The 15,989-nt window shown below is 64.0% G+C and carries 18 protein-coding genes; 10 read left to right on the top strand and 8 right to left on the bottom strand.

The annotated features are described in order from the left end of the window. Positions 1–92 precede the first annotated feature (92 nt). The 9 genes from HV773_RS26825 to HV773_RS26865 all read left to right on the top strand — a co-directional run bounded on the left by HV773_RS26825 (position 93) and on the right by HV773_RS26865 (position 7,959). Positions 93–1,601 (top strand): class I adenylate-forming enzyme family protein, encoded by a 1,509-nt coding sequence (locus HV773_RS26825; protein WP_175197249.1) that lies wholly within the window; start codon positions 93–95, stop codon positions 1,599–1,601. After that, complete coding sequence (locus tag HV773_RS26830; RefSeq protein WP_175197250.1) at positions 1,598–2,374, top strand: citryl-CoA lyase; 777 nt, start codon at positions 1,598–1,600, stop codon at positions 2,372–2,374. The genes HV773_RS26825 and HV773_RS26830 overlap by 4 nt, the downstream gene beginning before the upstream one ends. Positions 2,375–2,444: 70 nt before the next feature. Continuing rightward, on the top strand, positions 2,445–3,410 hold the full coding sequence (locus HV773_RS26835) for a VOC family protein (protein WP_175197251.1): 966 nt from the start codon (positions 2,445–2,447) through the stop codon (positions 3,408–3,410). A 16-nt stretch (positions 3,411–3,426) separates the two neighbouring features. After that, a complete protein-coding gene (locus HV773_RS26840) occupies positions 3,427–4,077 on the top strand; it encodes an alpha/beta hydrolase (RefSeq protein ID WP_175197252.1) in 651 nt (216 codons plus the stop codon). Between the two features lie 24 nt (positions 4,078–4,101). Beyond that, a complete protein-coding gene (locus tag HV773_RS26845; RefSeq protein WP_175197269.1) occupies positions 4,102–5,160 on the top strand; it encodes a maleylacetate reductase in 1,059 nt (352 codons plus the stop codon). Positions 5,161–5,209: 49 nt separating this feature from the next. Then, entirely contained in the window at positions 5,210–5,923 is a 714-nt protein-coding gene (locus HV773_RS26850) for an NIPSNAP family protein (RefSeq protein WP_175197253.1), read from the top strand. Between the two features lie 40 nt (positions 5,924–5,963). Beyond that, positions 5,964–6,413, top strand: coding sequence for a nuclear transport factor 2 family protein (locus HV773_RS26855; protein ID WP_175197270.1), 450 nt, complete (start codon positions 5,964–5,966; stop codon positions 6,411–6,413). Between the two features lie 69 nt (positions 6,414–6,482). Further along, positions 6,483–7,562, top strand: coding sequence for a porin (locus tag HV773_RS26860; protein ID WP_175197254.1), 1,080 nt, complete (start codon positions 6,483–6,485; stop codon positions 7,560–7,562). 28 nt (positions 7,563–7,590) lie between these two features. Further along, positions 7,591–7,959: a BON domain-containing protein gene (locus tag HV773_RS26865; protein WP_246282404.1), complete on the top strand. Its 369-nt coding sequence runs from the start codon at positions 7,591–7,593 to the stop codon at positions 7,957–7,959. Positions 7,960–7,990: 31 nt separating this feature from the next. On the opposite strand, the gene HV773_RS26870 is transcribed toward HV773_RS26865, so the two are convergent. Together HV773_RS26870 and HV773_RS26875 are read right to left on the bottom strand one after the other, a co-directional pair. Beyond that, positions 7,991–8,440 carry a VOC family protein gene (locus HV773_RS26870; RefSeq protein ID WP_246282406.1) on the bottom strand — a complete coding sequence of 150 codons (450 nt, stop codon included), beginning with the start codon at positions 8,438–8,440 and terminating at the stop codon, positions 7,991–7,993. Positions 8,441–8,508: 68 nt separating this feature from the next. Further along, entirely contained in the window at positions 8,509–9,258 is a 750-nt protein-coding gene (locus HV773_RS26875) for an SDR family oxidoreductase (RefSeq protein WP_175197255.1), read from the bottom strand. Positions 9,259–9,371: 113 nt separating this feature from the next. Between HV773_RS26875 and HV773_RS26880 the strand changes: the two genes are divergently transcribed. Continuing rightward, positions 9,372–10,289, top strand: coding sequence for a LysR family transcriptional regulator (locus HV773_RS26880; RefSeq protein ID WP_175197256.1), 918 nt, complete (start codon positions 9,372–9,374; stop codon positions 10,287–10,289). Here the strand turns inward: HV773_RS26880 and HV773_RS26885 are convergent. The 6 genes from HV773_RS26885 to HV773_RS26910 all read right to left on the bottom strand — a co-directional run bounded on the left by HV773_RS26885 (position 10,286) and on the right by HV773_RS26910 (position 15,681). After that, on the bottom strand, positions 10,286–11,281 hold the full coding sequence (locus HV773_RS26885) for a 2-hydroxyacid dehydrogenase (protein ID WP_175197257.1): 996 nt from the start codon (positions 11,279–11,281) through the stop codon (positions 10,286–10,288). The genes HV773_RS26880 and HV773_RS26885 overlap by 4 nt on opposite strands. 59 nt (positions 11,282–11,340) lie before the next feature. Then, positions 11,341–12,930, bottom strand: coding sequence for an aspartate:alanine exchanger family transporter (locus HV773_RS26890; protein ID WP_175197258.1), 1,590 nt, complete (start codon positions 12,928–12,930; stop codon positions 11,341–11,343). Positions 12,931–13,016: 86 nt separating this feature from the next. Continuing rightward, the gene (locus HV773_RS26895; RefSeq protein WP_377730758.1) at positions 13,017–13,472 is read right to left on the bottom strand and encodes a DoxX family protein; all 456 of its coding nucleotides are present in this window, start codon (positions 13,470–13,472) and stop codon (positions 13,017–13,019) included. A 53-nt stretch (positions 13,473–13,525) separates the two neighbouring features. After that, positions 13,526–14,446, bottom strand: coding sequence for an MNIO family bufferin maturase (gene bufB / locus HV773_RS26900; protein ID WP_175197260.1), 921 nt, complete (start codon positions 14,444–14,446; stop codon positions 13,526–13,528). Positions 14,447–14,477: 31 nt separating this feature from the next. Beyond that, positions 14,478–14,789, bottom strand: coding sequence for a BufA1 family periplasmic bufferin-type metallophore (locus tag HV773_RS26905; RefSeq protein ID WP_175197261.1), 312 nt, complete (start codon positions 14,787–14,789; stop codon positions 14,478–14,480). 106 nt (positions 14,790–14,895) lie between these two features. Further along, positions 14,896–15,681, bottom strand: a complete 786-nt coding sequence (locus HV773_RS26910) for an HvfC/BufC N-terminal domain-containing protein (protein ID WP_175197262.1) — start codon at positions 15,679–15,681, stop codon at positions 14,896–14,898. Positions 15,682–15,989 lie beyond the last annotated feature (308 nt).

Below are 15,989 nucleotides of genomic sequence, written 5' to 3' on the forward strand. Positions count from 1 at the left end.
GGTAAGCACGAATGTTCGAACAATCGAATAAATATAAAATGGCTTTCATGGAGCCGGAAGTTCCGGGCTCCGCGAATTCCGGAGAACCCTGCATGTACCCGATCGATTTCCTGTGGCGCGCTGCGCACCGCCATCCCCGCCGGACCGCCATCGTGAGCCCCGATGGAGACCTGACTTTCGAAGCGCTGGCTGCCGAGGTGCTGCGCCGTGCGGCGGCGCTCACGCGCCTCGATCCGCTGCCGCGTAGCCGGGTCTGCATCGGCGCGGCCAACTCGGTCGATCACCTGCTGTCGCTGCTTGCCGTGCTGGCGGCGGGCAAGGTGTGGGTGCCGCTGAATCCGCGCAATGGCGATCCCGAGCTGCGCCGCATCGTGGAGTTCGTCGCGCCGTCGCTGGTGCTGGCCGACCACGCCATGCTCGAACGCCTCGCGGGCATCCCCGCGCCGCTGCGCCCGCTCGGCGACCTCGACCGCGCCGACGGCGATGATGGCGACTTCGCCGCCGTGGCCTTCGGCCCCTATGCTCGCGGCGGTGTCAGCGTGGAAGAAGCGCAGGCGATCAAGTTCACAGGCGGATCGACCGGCGTCCCCAAGGGCGTGATCCAGCCGCTGCGCGCCTGGAATACCAACATCGCGACGCAGATCCATGAGTTGGGCCTCACGCCCGACGATCGCTATCTCGTGGCCGCGCCCATCACGCACGGCACCTCGACTTACATGCTGCCGCTGCTCGGCGCGGGCGGCGCGCTCGTGTTCCCGGAACACGCGAAGCCCGCCGGATTGCTCGATGCCGCGAGCGAGCACGGCGCGACGATTTTCTTCGCGCCGCCCACGCTGATCCTCGCGCTGAGCGAAGAGCAGCGCCGCGCTCCGCGTGCGCTGCCGGCGCTGCGCTACCTCGTCTACGGCGGCGCGCCAATGCGGCCGGAGCAGATTCGCGATGCGCAAGCGGTGTTCGGCCCGGTGCTCTGCACCTCGTTCGGGCAGACGGAAGCGCCGCAGATCATCACGTTCCTGCCGCCCAGCGAGATGACGGGCGAACGCCTCGGCTCGGTCGGCCGGCCGACGCTGCTCACGCGCGTTGCGATCCTCGACAAGTCGGGCCAGTTGCTTGGGCCGGGCGAGGAGGGCGAGATCGCGGTGCGCGGCGGCCTCGTGATGAGCGGCTACCTGAACGCCGATGAGGAAACCAGCAAGACGCTCGTGGATGGCTGGCTGCGTACGGGAGATGCGGGCGTATTCGATAAGGATGGCTATCTATTCCTGCACGACCGCATTCGCGACGTGATCATCACGGGCGGCTTCAACGTGTATCCGGGCGACGTCGAGGTGGTGCTGTCGAGTCATCCTGCCGTGGCCGATTGCTCGGTGGTGGGCGTGCCCGACGCGAAATGGGGCGAGGCCGTGCACGCGGCCGTGCAGTTGCGCCCCGGCATGAGCGTCGACGCCGAGGAACTGGTTGCGCTCGTCAAGCGCGAGCTCGGCTCGGTGAAGACACCGAAGTCCGTGCATCTGTTCGACGCGCTGCCGCGCAGCGCAGTGGGCAAGGTGCTCAAGCCCGCCGTGCGCGAAGCGATCCTGAACCTGCGGAGCGAAACATGAGCGCGATGAACGAAGCACACTCGCCGCGCACCACGCTCTGCCACTACACCACCGATGCGGTCTACTATGGCGATGCCGATCTCGTGCGCGATCTGCTCGGCCAGGCGAGCTTCATCGACGTGTTCATGAAGCAGACCTTCGGCCGCACGCCGAGCGCCGGCGAGCGGCGCATCGTCGATGCGGTGCTGGTGACCCTGATGGAGCATGGCATGACGCCGAGCGCGATCGCCACACGCATGATTTATGCGAGCTCGCCGGAAAACCTCCAGGCGGGCGTGGCGGCGGGGCTGCTCGCGGTGGCGAGCCGCTTTGTCGGCACGATGGAGCCGGCCGCGCAGCTGCTGGGCCGCATCGCCGCGAGCGCGGACGCCGGGGCGGAAGCAGCGCGCATTGCCCAGGATTACCGCGCGCGGCGCGAGGCCGTGCCGGGATTCGGCCACCACCTCCACAAACCCGACGACCCCCGCGCGATCGCGCTGCTCGCGCTCGCGCGCGAGGTGGGGACGTATGGGCCGTACTGCGAGGCGCTCGCGCATCTCGCCTCCGCCGTGGATTCCGCTGCGGACCGTCACATCACCATCAACGCGACGGGCGCGATTGCGGCGCTGCTCGGCGACATCGGCATCCCGGTCGCGCTGATGCGCGGCTTCGCCGTGCTGAGCCGCGCGGCCGGACTCATTTCGCACATCGCCGAGGAACAACGCGACCCTTCGGGGCGTTTCATCTGGGACCTGGTCGACACGGCCATGACCGATGCCCGGTCCGCCGATTGAGCGTCAACTGAGCGTCCAGCCTGGATTCGCACGCATTCACGCCATTGCATCAAACATGAAGGAGACGACCATGACCGAAGCACAAGAAGCCATCCTGCGCCACCATCACATCACGCTATGCGTGGGCACGGCGCAGCAGGACTACGATTTCCACACCAGGGTGCTCGCGCTCAAGAGCGTGAAGAAGACGCTGATCTACGATGGTGTCGCACCGTTCTACCATCTCTACTATGGCAACGATATCGGCGAGGAAAGCACGCTCATCACCTGCTTCCCGGTCGGGCATTTCGGCCGCGTGGGCAAACGCGGGGCGGGGCAGATCGGCGGGCTGTCGCTTTCGGTGCCGGTTTCGTCGATCCCGTTCTGGGAGAAGCGGCTGCGCGACCACGGCTTCGAGGTGAAGCGCTCGGAGCGCTTTGGTGAGCCGGTGCTCTCGTTCGCACACCCTTGTGGCATTCCCTACGAGATGATTGGCATTGCTGATGATGTACGCAAGCCGTGGTCGAACGGCGAGGTGCCGGCGGACCTCGCGATTCGCGGCCTGCACACGATCAGCGTGAACGTGCGGGAGATGGAGCCTTCGCAGGAATTCATGCAGCAGGGCTGGAGCGCACACGAAGTGGATCGCGACGGCACGCATACGCGTTTCGCATTCGGCGAAGGTGCGGGGCTTCCGGGACAGTTCGTCGATTACGTGCTTACGCCGGATCTGCCGCAGGCGAGCTGGACCTACGGCGAGGGCATCGTGCACCACTGCGCGTTCCAGGTGAAGGACCGCGCGGTGCAGGACAAGGTCAAGGCCAACCTCGAAGGGCTCGGCTTCACCGACACCTCCGAGCGCAAGGACCGCGGCTACTTCGAATCGATCTACGTGCGCACGCCGGCTGGCGCGATGTTCGAGGCCACCGTTTCGAAGCCGGAGGCGTTCCTGATAGACGAACCGTACGAGGCGTTGGGCTCGAAAGTGCAGATTGCGCCGCAGTTCGAGAGCCAGCGCGCGACCATCATCGCCTCGCTCGAGAAACTCGAATTCTGAGCCGGAGCCACGCGCCATGTCGAATGCCAATCCGCATCTGGCCCAGCCGCCCCGGGTGTACGGCTGCGCGCCGCGCGATGCCGCACTGGCGGTCATTCTGGTGCATGGGCGCGGGCAGTCGCCCGAGTGGATGCACGACGCGGTCGTGCGCCGCTTCGGCCGCGACGATCTCGTCTGGCATGCGCCGGCGGCGGCCGGGCAGTCGTGGTATCCGCAGCGCTTCATTGCACCGCTCGAAGACAACGAGCCCCATCTCACGCACGCGCTGGCGGGCCTCGATGCGCTTTCCGGCGCGCTGTGCGAGCAGGGCTTTCCATACGAATCGCAGGTGCTGGTGGGGTTTTCGCAGGGCGCCTGCCTGTGCAGCGAGTTCGTGTGGCGGGCGGGGCGGCGCTATCGCGGGCTCGTGGCGTTCACGGGCGGCTTGATTGGGCCGCCGGGCATGCACCGCGAAATCGTGCCCAGTGCACTCGAAGGAATGCCCGTGCTGTTCTCCACCTGGGACGACGACCCTCATGTGCCCGCGCAGAGCGTGCGCGAATCGGCGCAGCGCTTTGCCGAGGCGGGGGCGTGCGTGAGTTTGAAGATCGAGGCCGGCGTCGAGCATGGCATTCGCGACGCCGAAATCGCCTATGCGCGCATGCTGCTGGCCGGCGGTCAGCCGTAAGACATAAAGGAAAAGGCAGTGACGATGCAAACTTTCGTGCATGAAACGCGTGCGGCCCGCGTGGTCTTCGGGCCGGGCAGCCGCCATCAATTGATTCACGAGCTGGAAAACCTCGGGATGCAGCGCGCGCTCGTGCTGACCACGCCGGAGCAGACCGGCATCGGCGAGCAGATTGCCGGGATTCTCGGCGAGCGCAGCGCCGGCGTGCACGGCAAGGCGGTGATGCACGTGCCGCTGGACGTGGCGCGCGAGGCCATCGAGACGGCACGCCGTCTGGGTGCCGATGGATGCGTGGCCATCGGCGGCGGCTCGACGATTGGCCTTGCGAAAGCGATCGCACTCGAATCGAGCCTGCCGATCATCGCCATGCCCACCACCTATGCGGGGTCCGAGATGACCCCGCTCTACGGCATCACCGACGACGGCCTGAAAAAGACCGGGCGCGACTGGCGCGTGATGCCGCGCAGCGTGATCTACGACCCCGAACTGACCTTGACGCTGCCGGTGCCGCTCAGCATGACGAGCGGAATGAACGCGATCGCGCACGCGGCAGAAGGGTTGTATGGCCGCGACGGCAACCCCGTCTACCGCCTGATGGCCGAAGAAGGCATTCGGGCGCTCGCGAGCGCGCTGCCCCGCTTGCGCGAAACGCCCTCGGAGCTCGAGGCGCGCAGCGACGCGCAATACGGCGCGTGGCTGTGCGGCACGGTGCTCGGTAATGTGCAAATGGGAGTGCACCACAAGCTGTGCCATACGCTGGGCGGGACCTTCAATCTGCCGCACGCGGAGGTCCACACGGTGATCCTGCCGTACGCGCTCGCGTATAACGCGTTGGCTGCGCCGCAGGCGATGGCGCGCATTGCCCGCGCGCTGGGCAGCGAGACGGCCGCCGCGGGCCTGCGCGCGTTGGCGGCGGCGCTTGGCGTGCCGAGTTCGCTGCGCGAGTTGGGCATGCCGGAGCAGGGGCTCGATCGCGCAGCGGATCTTGTGGTCGAGACGCCTTATCCGAATCCGCGGCCCATCGAGCGCGGCGCGATCCGCGAACTACTGCAGCGCGCTTACGAAGGCACCGAGCCGGTCTGAATCCGCACTCCGGATCACCGCACGAATCAAGCATCAAGAGGAACCCGCCATGTTGATCGAGCACCGCGTGTACACCCTCGCGCCGGGCGCCGAGGCATCGTTCTGGGACGCTCAACGCGAGCGCGGCGAGCAGGGGCTGCGTCCCATTCTCGAACGGTTGATCGGCACCTATGCCGCGCGCAGCGGCGCGACCGACCAGATCGTGAGCCTGTACCGCTACGACAGCTTCGAAGACTGGCAGACGCGCCTGTTCGGCCTGTATCGGCAGGCGGCGCTGCAACCGTATTTTCGTGCGGTCAGGCCGCTTATCCGGCGCCAGGAAAGCCGCTTTCTCGCACCGGATCCGCTGTCCGAACTGACGCCGCACTGGGGCAACGGGCGCGACTGGCTGCCCGCGCACGGGCCGCTTTTTGCCTCGCCGAGGACTGAAAGCGTGATGGACGAGTTGACGCTGACCTTCGCCGCTGGCGGCGTGCCGGCGTGCTGGGAGGCGATGGCACGGCACGCCTTGACGGCCGATGCCGGGGTCATGAGCGGCTTGTGCGCGGGATTCAGCACCATTGCGGGCGTGCTCAATCAGGTGCTGCTGTACTGGCGTCACCCTGATCTCGAAGCCGCTTTGCAGCACCGCAGCCGCCTGCGGGAATCGGGCCGCTGGAATGATTTTCTGCGCGAGCTTGCGCCGGTCGACGTTCACGCCGAAAGCCGGCTGCTTGCGCCATCCACGGTAGCGGACATGTCGCCGCTATATGCAAACGACTAAATCACGATTTTTCTAAAACCCTCCTGAACAGGTGCCCATGATGGAAATCCGAACGATGACGGACGAGCAGAGAAAGGCAATCGCACTCGAATATTTCAAACGTATGGACCGGGGCGGCAACCTCTTCGAACTCTTCGATGACCACGCCGAAGTCTATTTTCCGAAGTGGGGCATTGCACGAGGCAAGCCCGAAATCGAGCGGCTTTTCTCGGACCTGATGGGCATTCTCTCCGAGGTGTCGCATGACGCGTCCAGCATCAACTTCATCCAGCAGGGCGACTTGCTGGTGGCGGAGGGCACGTCGAGCGGCAAGACCCGCGACGGCGCCACCTGGCGCGCCGGCGTAACCCATGCCGGCCGCTGGTGCGATGTCTTCGAGATCCGCGACTTCAAGATTCAGCGCTGCTACGTGTATCTCGATCCCGACTATGGCGGCGCCGATACGGCGCGCTATCCATGGCTAGGTTCCGATCGCCCGGTTCGCTTCTAATGCCGCTTCTGACGCGTAATCAATAAAAGAACAAACCGCACTCGATGCGGCAGGTAATGGAGACGGTTGATGTCACGCAGAAAGTTAGTAATCCGTAAGTTATCGTTGTGTGCGACAGGCTTGGCGATTAGCGGCGCGGTACAGGCGCAAGGGAGTGTCACGCTGTTCGGCGTGCTGGATGGCGCTCTGCTCTATACGAACAAGACGCTGGATCCGGCAACGGGAGGCAACGCAGGCAAGCAGTTTTCCGTGATCGACGGGGGCTCGTACTATTCGCAGTTCGGCCTCGTGGGAACGGAGGATATCGGCGGCGGATACCAGGCCAAGTTTCGCCTCGTCAGCGGCCTGAATATCGCGAACGGCGGCCTGCTTCACTGCAATGGCAACCTGTTTGGCTGCGAGGCGTGGGTGGGCGTCGACGGGCCTCCCGGCGAGATCAAGCTGGGTCTGCAGTTTTCGCCGTTCTTTCTGGCGGTGTACGACTCGGATCCGCGCAATCTTTCGCTGTTCGGCAGCGGCGCGATCCCGCTCGTGGACAACGTGCTGGGCACCGGCATTTTCAACGCCAATGCGATTTCCTGGACCAGTCCCGTACTGGGCGGTTTTCAGGGCAGCGCGTTGTTTGCGTTCGGCGGCGAGCCGGGCAACTTTCAGGCGGGGCGGCAGTATGCGGTCCGCCTCAAGTACGGGTACGGCGGGCTGACCGTCAACGCGGCCATTTACGACGGCAATAGCGGCGGCACCGCGCAGACGCCGGTTCCCACGACGGTGCAATACGTGGGGCGAATGATCGGTGTCGGGTATCAGTTCGGATCGCTAACGGTCAAGGGGTCGTTCGTCAACTACAAGGTCGCGGGCTCGTTCAATGCCGACGTTTTCGGCGGCGGCGCCAACTGGTACATCACGCCGGCGCTCGATATCAACGGCGGCGTCTGGGTGACGAGCGATCGCAACCATACGGCCAATCACTCGGTTCTGGGGGCGCTGGGGGCCGACTACTTTTTGTCGAAGCGGACCACGCTCTATGCCCAAGTCGGCATGGTGAACAATCACGGCGCGATGAATACTGGATTGTCGATGATCGGCGCGCTGTATGAAGTGGCGGGGACCTCGGTCGGCACGGTGGTTGGCATCCGGCATACGTTCTAGCCATTACCATTTCAGGGAGAAGTGAAACGTGGACTTTTTCAAGTCGATGAGGGGCGTAGCCGGCGTGTTCATCATGACGGTCGCGGTGGCGGGTCATGCGCAGGTGAGTGGTGCGGTGGAAGCGGGGGCCGCCGTTTCTGCAAGCACTAGTAACGCCGGCAGGAAAGCGGAGAAGGCGGAGAACCGAAGGCTTCAGAAGGAGGTGCTGCGCCATCTCTTGAAGACGAAAGGGCTCGACGCGAACAACATCGTGGTCGTGGCGAGAGGCGGTGTCGTGACGCTGGGCGGGTCGGTTCCGCAAGCGCATGAGGCTGAACTGGCCGTTGCACTCGCTCGGGGCGTCGAGGGCGTCAAAGAAGTGCGGAGCAATCTCGCGGTGAGGCCGGAAGGTTTGTAGTTGCCGGCTCACGCGGTTTTGCGTCTGCGCTTCAGGAGCAACACGTCTGGGCCAATTCGCCGAAGATATTCACGAGGTTCCCTTCGGGATCGCGCACCATGGTTGAAGCGAGCGTGGGCGTCAGCGCTTGTTCGGCCCAGACGATTTCGACGCCCAGCGCCGTCAACGTGGCCGTCGTTGCGGCCAGATCGTCGCTTTCCAGCACGATGGCTTTCCAGCCCAGCGCGTGCAGGTGCAGCGGCGGAGCAGAGCGGTCGGCGGGACGATGCTCCCCGCCTTGGCGCGACACGAGTTCGAGCCGGAAGCCGTTGCCGGTCAGCATGGCGAAATCGGCGTTCACGGGATTGAAATGGCCGCGCGTTTCGACCTGCAAGCCGAATACGTTCCGATACCAGTCGATCATCGAATCGAGATCGGCCACGGCCAATGCCACATTGTTTAACCGCAGCGCCGGTGCGGGAGAACTTTGAATGGTTGCCACGATGGATGCTCCTCAAATGGGATGCGCGATGTCTGGGGGACGGACACAATGCCCGCCCCCCGGAAGGCTTAAAGCTGGCTCATGCCGCCATCGGCGATGATTTCGGTGCCGACGATAAAAGCCGATTCAGGCGCCGACAAATGCAGCACGGTCGAGGCGATCTCCTCCGGCAGGCCGAAGCGGCCCAGCGGGACCTGGTTCTGGATCTGCGCGGCGGTGGCCGATAGCGTTTCGGCATCCATACCGAGCTTGCCGTACAGCGGCGTCGTCACCGGCCCCGGGCTGACCACGTTCACGCGAATGCCCGAACCGACCAGCTCGCCCGAGAGCGTCTTGGCCAGCGAGATCAGCGCGGCCTTGCTGGCGGCGTACACGGACGACATCGGCATGCCGATGCGTGCGTTGATCGAGCCATTCAGCACGATCGAGGTCCCTTGATTCAGCAGCGGCAGCAGCGCCTGAATCTGGAAGTACGCGCCTTTCACGTTGGCGTTGAAGGTGGCGTCCCACAGCGTCTCGTCCACCTCGGGCAGCGCGGCAAATTTGGCGACGCCAGCGTTGATGAAAACGGCGTCCAGGCGGATGCCTTCTTCGGACAATTGACGGGCGAGGTCGCGCGCGGCTTGTACGGTGCCGGTTTCGTTGCGGATGGCGAGCGCCTTGCTGCCCAGCGTGGCGCGGGCGGTTTCCAGCGCCGCCGCGTCGCGGCCGGTGATGACCACGCGCGCCCCTTCCCGGGCGAATGCCTGGGCGGCCGCGAGGCCGATGCCGCTGTTGCCGCCAGTGACCAGAACGGTTTTGCCTTCGAAGCGATTCATGATGTTCTCCAGTGGAAAAAGTTGAACTTCAACAATTGCGTGAGTGCAGTATGGACGCGGGATTGCGGTTTGCCATACGATCGGATCGATGAACTCGTTCGAAGGAGTTGCACATGTTGTCGGAAGACGAATTGGCCCTGCTGGAGGCGATCCGCGATGCAGGCAGCTTGTCGCGCGCGGCGGCGCGGCTGGGCAAGGCGCCCTCGACCGTGTCGCACGCCGCGCGGCAACTCGAGCAGCGCTTCGACGCGCTGCTGTTCGACCGTCGCCGCTACCGCTTGCAATTGACGCGCGCCGGCGAGGTGCTCACTGAAGAAGCGGCGCGGCTCGCGCAGGACGTCTCGCGCGTCACGCAGCGCGTGCGCCAGGTGGCCAACGGCTGGGAGGACCAGTTGTGGATCGTCACCGACGAGCTGATGGAATTCGAAACGCTCATGCCGGTCATGCGCGCGTTCGACAAGCTGGAATCTGGGGTGGCACTGCGCGTCACGCATGAGGTCCTCGCCGGCACCTGGGAAGCGCTGCGGGACGGCAGGGCACATTTGGTCATCGGCGCGACCAACGAGCCGCCGGCGATTCCCAACCTCGGGTGGTTCGAACTGGGCGTGGTCGAGTGGGTGTTCGCGATCGCTCCCCGGCATCCGCTCGCGTCGGCCCACGAACCGCTGACGCGTGAGGACATCGCCCAGCATCGCGCGGTGGTGGTGGCCGACTCGTCGCGCTTTACGGCGGGCCGTGCGTACGGCACGGTGGGCGGGCAGCGTGCGCTGGCCGTGCCGTCCATGCGCGCCAAGATGCAGGCCCAGCGCGATGGGCTCGGGATCGGCTGGCTGCCCCGGCACCGGGTGGCGTCGCTGCTCAAGCGCGGCGAACTGGTGGAAAAGCGCACGGCCAATCCGCGCGAGCCGAATGTGCTGTATGTCGGCTGGCGTAACGACCACGAGGGCCGTGCGCTTCAATGGTGGCTGGAGCAGTTGAGGGATGCGCGGCTCGCCAGGCGGTTGGTGCGGGGTGTTGATGCGTATGCTTAATTAACCTTCACCTCGTTCTTCAAAGCCTGCTTGTTCCCGAAGTCCGTAATGCTTTCCACCGTGGTTTCGCAAATGGTCGTCAGCGCCTCGCGCGTGAGGTAGGCCTGATGCCCCGTGACGATCACATTGGGAAACGACACGAGGCGCTGAAAAATGTCGTCGGTGATGATCTCGCTGGAGAGATCGCGGAAGAACAGATCCGCCTCCTGTTCATAAACGTCGATCCCAAGCCCGCCGAGCTGGCCGCTCTTCAACGCTTCGATAGTGGCTTCCGTGTCGATCAAACCGCCCCGGCTCGTATTGATCAGGATGGCGCCGGGCTTCGTGCGCTTGAGCGTCTGCGAATTGATGATGTGATACGTCTCGGGCGTCAGCGGGCAATGCAGTGAAATCACGTCGGCTTGCTCGGCAAATTCGCCTGCGGTTGCGTAGCTAAGGCCAAGCGCCTCGAATTGGGCCGATGGATAAGGATCGAAGCCGATCACCTTGCAGCCGAAGCCCAGCATGATCTTCGCAAACACGCAGCCGATCTGGCCCGTTCCCACCACCACGACCGTCTTGCCGTGCAGGTCGAATCCGGTCAGGCCGTCGAGCGAGAAATTCGAATCGCGCGTGCGGTTATAGGCGCGGTGCACTTTGCGGTTGATCGCGAGCAGCAGCGCCACCGCGTGCTCGGCCACCGAGTACGGCGAGTACGTGACCACGCGCACCACTTTCATGCCGAGCCGCGCCGCCGCTTCCAGATCGACATTGTTGAAACCCGTGCAGCGCAATGCGAGCAGACGCGTGCCGCCCTTGTGCAGCGCTTCGAGCACTTGCGCGTTGGCGCGGTCGTTGACGAAGATGCACACCGCGCCGTAGCCCGCTGCAAGGCCGACGCTGTCCATATCGAGCGGAACGTCGAAGTAGTGCAGATCGTGTTGCGCGGCCTGGTTGGCCTGGTCGAGAAACTGGCGCTCATAGCGCGTCGAACTGAAAACCGCTACATCCATGGTGTATTCCCCTGAAACTGCAACTCAAGATCATCGGCTAAGGTGTCACGCGGGCGCGTCTAGGCGGCGGCAATCGCGATGGCGATCTGCACGAAAAGCACCTTCACGATGGTCATCGACGGAAAAATCATCGCGTACATGATGTCGGGTTCATCGGTCGGCGCGATGCGGTTGGCGAAAGCGAGAATGGCCGGGTTGCCGGTCGCGCCGCAGATCACGCCGATCGTTGTATCGAAAGGCAGCTTGAAAATCCACAGGCAGCACACCGCCGTGGTGGCCACCAGCACCAGCAGCGTGATCGCGCCATAGAGCAACAACAGCGGCCCGGCGGTGCCAACCGTTGCGATGAATTTCGGCCCGCACGAAATGCCGACCTGCGCGAGAAAAATCGTCAGCCCGAGATTGCGCATCACGAGATTGGCGGAAAGCGGCATGACCCAGACGAACGGCCCGTTGCGGCGTGCCTTGCCGAGGCATAGCGCGACCAGCAGCAATGCCGCGAGCCCCATGCTGAACGCGCCGAGCCCCGGCACGCGCAGCGGAATCGCGCCGACCAGCAGCCCCAGCGCCGCGCCGATGCCGAGGCTGATGAAGCTGAGGTCGGCCGTGGTCTTGATCGAATCGCCGAAGAACGCGCGGACCGTCGCCTGATGGGCCTGATTGACCAGCAGCCCGACGCGGTCGCCGGCTTCGAGAATCAGATCGGGCGTCGACACCAGATCGGCGTCGCCGCGCCGCACATGCGCGATCGCGCAGTTCACGCCGTCCGGAAAGCGCAAATTGCCGAGCGCCATGCCGACCACCGACGGGTTCGATGCGAACACGCGCAAATAGTCGAGGTCTTCCCGATGGCTCGCGATGCGCCCGGGCTGCAGTTCGCCGCATAGCGCCGTGGCTTCGTCCAGCGGGCGCTGGTCGGTGGCGGTGGCGAGCAGGACGTCGTCGGCGCGCAGCGTGAAATCCTCGACGGGCAACTGATTGTGATGCGCGCGCCGCACGGCCGAGATGACCACGCTGGCAGGCAGCCGGGCCGTGAGCTCGGACAGCCTGAGACCGAACAGCGTTGAATTGCGCAACGCGATTTCCGCGGTCTTCAATAACTTCGCGGGAGGTTTGCTTATCTTTACTTTCATCACGGCATTGAGCGCGTAGATGAATAGAATCGGCCCGGCCACGCCGAATGGATAGGTGACGCTATAGGCCACCGCGGCGTCGTTGCTTTTCATCGAGGCGATTGCTACTTGCAGGCTCGCCGTACTGGTGCCGCTGCCCGCGAACATCCCGAGCGAATCGGCGAGCGTGATGCCGAAACGAATCAATCCGCATGCCACGAGACCCGAGGCGATTACGCCGACACACGCGGCCGCATTGGCCTTCGCGCCTTCCTTGCTGGTGAGCCCGCGAAAGAATTGCGCGCCGTACTGTATGCCGATGCCATAAAGAAACAGCAGCAGACCGAGTGTGCCCAGCAAGGGCGGCGGCGCAGATTTCGGTGCGAACGCACCGACCGCCAGGCCGACGAACAGCACGGCGCCGGAGCCCAGCGCCACGCCCTTGATATTGATTTCGCCGACCAGGTAGCCGATCGCAATGGTCAGAAAGAGTGCGAATAGCGGCTGAGCGCTGAGTAGGTCCCTGACTGCATCCATGCCGCCCCCTCTAGATGGATGGATAAAGCAACGTGCAGGAGATGCATATTACTCGCTGCTCGGTTAATCAGGGGGCAACTTGGCTTTCACGTCCTGTGCGCGCGGTCCCCAAGCAGATAATCAATCGAGATCAGCCCGGGCCCCCATGCGGCAATGCCGAGCGCCATGGCGGCCCACGTGATGTGAATCGGCCAGCCATCCGGCACCGTCAATTCGATCATGCAGGTCATCAGCAGCAGACCCAGCGCAGCGAAACGCGTGCCGATGCCGAGCACGAGCAGCACCGGAAATGCGACCTCGCCGCACGCCGAAAGGAATGCGAAAACCGCCGGCGCAGGAAACGGGTACGGGCCGCCAGGCAGGTGCAGTCGAAACTCGTCGGTGAACAGATCGATGGCCGTGTCGTTGAGCTGGAGGAAGCCGTGCCATTTGAGCACCCCCGAGCGCCAGAACGGCACAGCAAGCGCAATACGCAGCAGCAATTGCACGAACCACGGTTGTGCGAATTTCTCGACGAGGCGCCGTGCCCGCACGACGGCCATCGCGACGATGCTTGAAGGGGATGGCTTGAGATCTTGCCGGGTCGATATCATGATTACACTCCAGGCTGAACTGACGTGAGCGCACAGGTTGCGATCTCTCTAGCCGTCTCTGCATGCGCGCGCAACTCGGACCACGCCGGCAGATTGCTGTCCCATTCGATCAGCGTCGGAACGGCGCCGAGGCGTTCGATGACAAGCTGGTAAAGATCCCAGACGGAGTCCGCAATGGCCCGGTCGTGACTGTCGATGAGTAGCAGCGCATTCTCGTCGTCGCGCTGCTCGCTGTGTCCCGCGAGATGGATCTCGCCAACGTACTCGGACGGAAATTCCGCGAGATACGCTTGGGGCGAATAGCCGTGATTGACTGCCGAGACAAAAACGTTATTCACGTCGAGCAGCAATCCGCAACCCGTGCGCTGCGCGACTGCGCGGATAAAGTCGGGCTCGCTCATGGTCGATGACGCGAACGCGACATAGGTGGAGGGATTTTCGAGCAGAATCGGGCGCTTGATCGTTTCCTGCACCTGGTCGATGTGTTCGCAAACTTGGTCGAGCGTGGCCTTGGTATAAGGCAGCGGCAACAGGTCGTTAAAGAAGGTTCCGCCGTGCGAAGACCACGCCAGATGCTCGGAAACGAGCAGCGGTTCGTAGCGCTCCACCAGTTCGTGAAAGCGGGCAAGGTGATGGACGTCGAGCACTTCCGGGCCGCCGATCGACATGCACACGCCATGCAGCGAGAGCGGCCAGCGTTCGCGGATCGTGCTCAGCATGCGATGCGGCGGGCCGCCCGCACCCATGTAGTTTTCGGCGTGGACCTCGAAAAAGCCGTCCTTCAGTCCATCGTCGAGAATGGCGGCGAAGTGTTCATGTTTGAAACTCGTGCCGGTCAGCACGGGTTTCGCGCGTGTCGTGCCGACTGCGCGAAGAGGACGGCCAGGCGCATGCGCCGTCACGCTGCCAGTGGAAGGGGTCATGGCCGTCCATCTCCTCTCGTCAGATGCGCGATCAGGACTTCATGGGGGTGAGCGAGCCGTGGCCGCCACCCGGCACGACGATGCTCGCACACGTGCCACCCTGAACGAACTTCCACGAGTTGCCCTGGAAATCCATTGTCGATGTGCCCTGGCAGGTCGTTCCCGGACCGGCGGCGCAATCGTTTTGCCCTTTCAGCGCGACGCCATAGCACTTTTCCTTATGCGCGGCCATTGCGGCGCTGACTTCCGCCTTGGTGAGCGGCGCGGCATGCGCCGTGGCGGCGAGAAGGCTGGCGACTGCGCCGGCAACCAGCGCGGAACTGACATTGATCTTGGTGGACATGAGAGATCTCCAGTAGAGGGAAAGAGAGGTATCCGTCGCGGATACACAAGCTAATTCGGGAATTGCAATGTGCCGGTTACAGCGGCGGAATATTTAATTCGATAAACTAATCAAGTTGAACGGCGGCGAAAACACCGGCTGAAAACATCGCGGCGAGGTTGGCCGGCAGATCGAAATCGGCGGCTTCCTCGAAGGCCGTCTGCGCCGCCGCGCCGAGCGTCGCGCCCTCGATGAGCGCAACGAGAAAGGCCGCGCCACCCGGCGGCAGTCGCGAAACGATCACGTCTGCGTCGGGCCGCGTGACGAGCGCATCTTCCGCGTCGCTCGAATGCAGCGGCGTGACAGGCGTGTTCACGCGATTCATCGTGAAGATCGAAACGGCCGGATAGCGCGAGCGCACGATGCGCGTGGCCGGATGCGTGACGAAGCGCACCTGCGCGAGCGCGGACGGATCGATGCAAGCCAGCGTCTCGGCAGCGAGCGGCGAAGCATCCGCAACGTGATACGCGTCGAGCCAGGCGCGTTCGATGCGTGCGGTATCCGCGAGCCACGGCATCTCGCGTGCGTACTCATACGTTTCGATGAAGGACGGAAAATCGCGTCCGTACTCGAACAGCAGCCGTGAAACCGGTGGCGTGGCGCGCACGTGAAAGCGGGCCATCGCGCGGAAAAACTCGACTCCGGTGATGCGCTGCACGGCGGGATAGATCGCCGCGAGCGCATCGATCAGACTGACCGTGACGTTGTTCCGATAGATGTTGTAGCGCTTGACGACGTCCTTGCCGGGCGTGCCGGCAGCGGCGACGACGCCTTCGGGCGTGGCCGCATCGGGATTCGTCAGACCGGGCGAAAAGCGTGCCGCGAAGTCGGCGGGGCGATGTTCAGGCTTCATGGCGGGTTCTCGCTGCGCGTAGCGTATCGGGCTCTGGCGCTGGTCCGGTTGTTGGGGATGGGCGGATATGCTGGTTAATTCGGTGGATTTCGGTGTCCGGTTACAGGCGCCGGATTTTTTTAGGCGACGCGCGCGCATCGTGCCCTGCGGATGATTAAGTGAGGGGCGCTGTAACCGGCGCGACGGTTCAAACGAACTACTGACCAGTTCAATAAATAGTGCGTATATTGGATCAAGCTGCGTAGCGAACATGCTTCTCCTGAAACAGGTTGCGGATAACATGAGGCTGCTTCTGCCGGCGATGCAGA

This window comes from Paraburkholderia caffeinitolerans, from assembly GCF_902859945.1.
Classification (GTDB): domain Bacteria; phylum Pseudomonadota; class Gammaproteobacteria; order Burkholderiales; family Burkholderiaceae; genus Paraburkholderia; species Paraburkholderia caffeinitolerans.

What these genes read in the sequence shown, in the direction of transcription:
- HV773_RS26905 (WP_175197261.1), bottom strand. Translation starts at nt 14,789, where the DNA reads ATGTCCACCAAGATCAATGTCAGTTCCGCGCTGGTTGCCGGCGCAGTC.
- bufB (WP_175197260.1), bottom strand. Translation starts at nt 14,446, where the DNA reads ATGACCCCTTCCACTGGCAGCGTGACGGCGCATGCGCCTGGCCGTCCT.
- HV773_RS26895 (WP_377730758.1), bottom strand. Translation starts at nt 13,472, where the DNA reads ATGGCCGTCGTGCGGGCACGGCGCCTCGTCGAGAAATTCGCACAACCG.
- HV773_RS26885 (WP_175197257.1), bottom strand. Translation starts at nt 11,281, where the DNA reads ATGGATGTAGCGGTTTTCAGTTCGACGCGCTATGAGCGCCAGTTTCTC.
- HV773_RS26910 (WP_175197262.1), bottom strand. Translation starts at nt 15,681, where the DNA reads ATGAAGCCTGAACATCGCCCCGCCGACTTCGCGGCACGCTTTTCGCCC.
- HV773_RS26875 (WP_175197255.1), bottom strand. Translation starts at nt 9,258, where the DNA reads ATGAATCGCTTCGAAGGCAAAACCGTTCTGGTCACTGGCGGCAACAGC.
- HV773_RS26825 (WP_175197249.1), top strand. Translation starts at nt 93, where the DNA reads ATGTACCCGATCGATTTCCTGTGGCGCGCTGCGCACCGCCATCCCCGC.
- HV773_RS26835 (WP_175197251.1), top strand. Translation starts at nt 2,445, where the DNA reads ATGACCGAAGCACAAGAAGCCATCCTGCGCCACCATCACATCACGCTA.
- HV773_RS26890 (WP_175197258.1), bottom strand. Translation starts at nt 12,930, where the DNA reads ATGGATGCAGTCAGGGACCTACTCAGCGCTCAGCCGCTATTCGCACTC.
- HV773_RS26880 (WP_175197256.1), top strand. Translation starts at nt 9,372, where the DNA reads ATGTTGTCGGAAGACGAATTGGCCCTGCTGGAGGCGATCCGCGATGCA.
- HV773_RS26850 (WP_175197253.1), top strand. Translation starts at nt 5,210, where the DNA reads ATGTTGATCGAGCACCGCGTGTACACCCTCGCGCCGGGCGCCGAGGCA.
- HV773_RS26845 (WP_175197269.1), top strand. Translation starts at nt 4,102, where the DNA reads ATGCAAACTTTCGTGCATGAAACGCGTGCGGCCCGCGTGGTCTTCGGG.
- HV773_RS26855 (WP_175197270.1), top strand. Translation starts at nt 5,964, where the DNA reads ATGGAAATCCGAACGATGACGGACGAGCAGAGAAAGGCAATCGCACTC.
- HV773_RS26860 (WP_175197254.1), top strand. Translation starts at nt 6,483, where the DNA reads ATGTCACGCAGAAAGTTAGTAATCCGTAAGTTATCGTTGTGTGCGACA.
- HV773_RS26840 (WP_175197252.1), top strand. Translation starts at nt 3,427, where the DNA reads ATGTCGAATGCCAATCCGCATCTGGCCCAGCCGCCCCGGGTGTACGGC.
- HV773_RS26830 (WP_175197250.1), top strand. Translation starts at nt 1,598, where the DNA reads ATGAGCGCGATGAACGAAGCACACTCGCCGCGCACCACGCTCTGCCAC.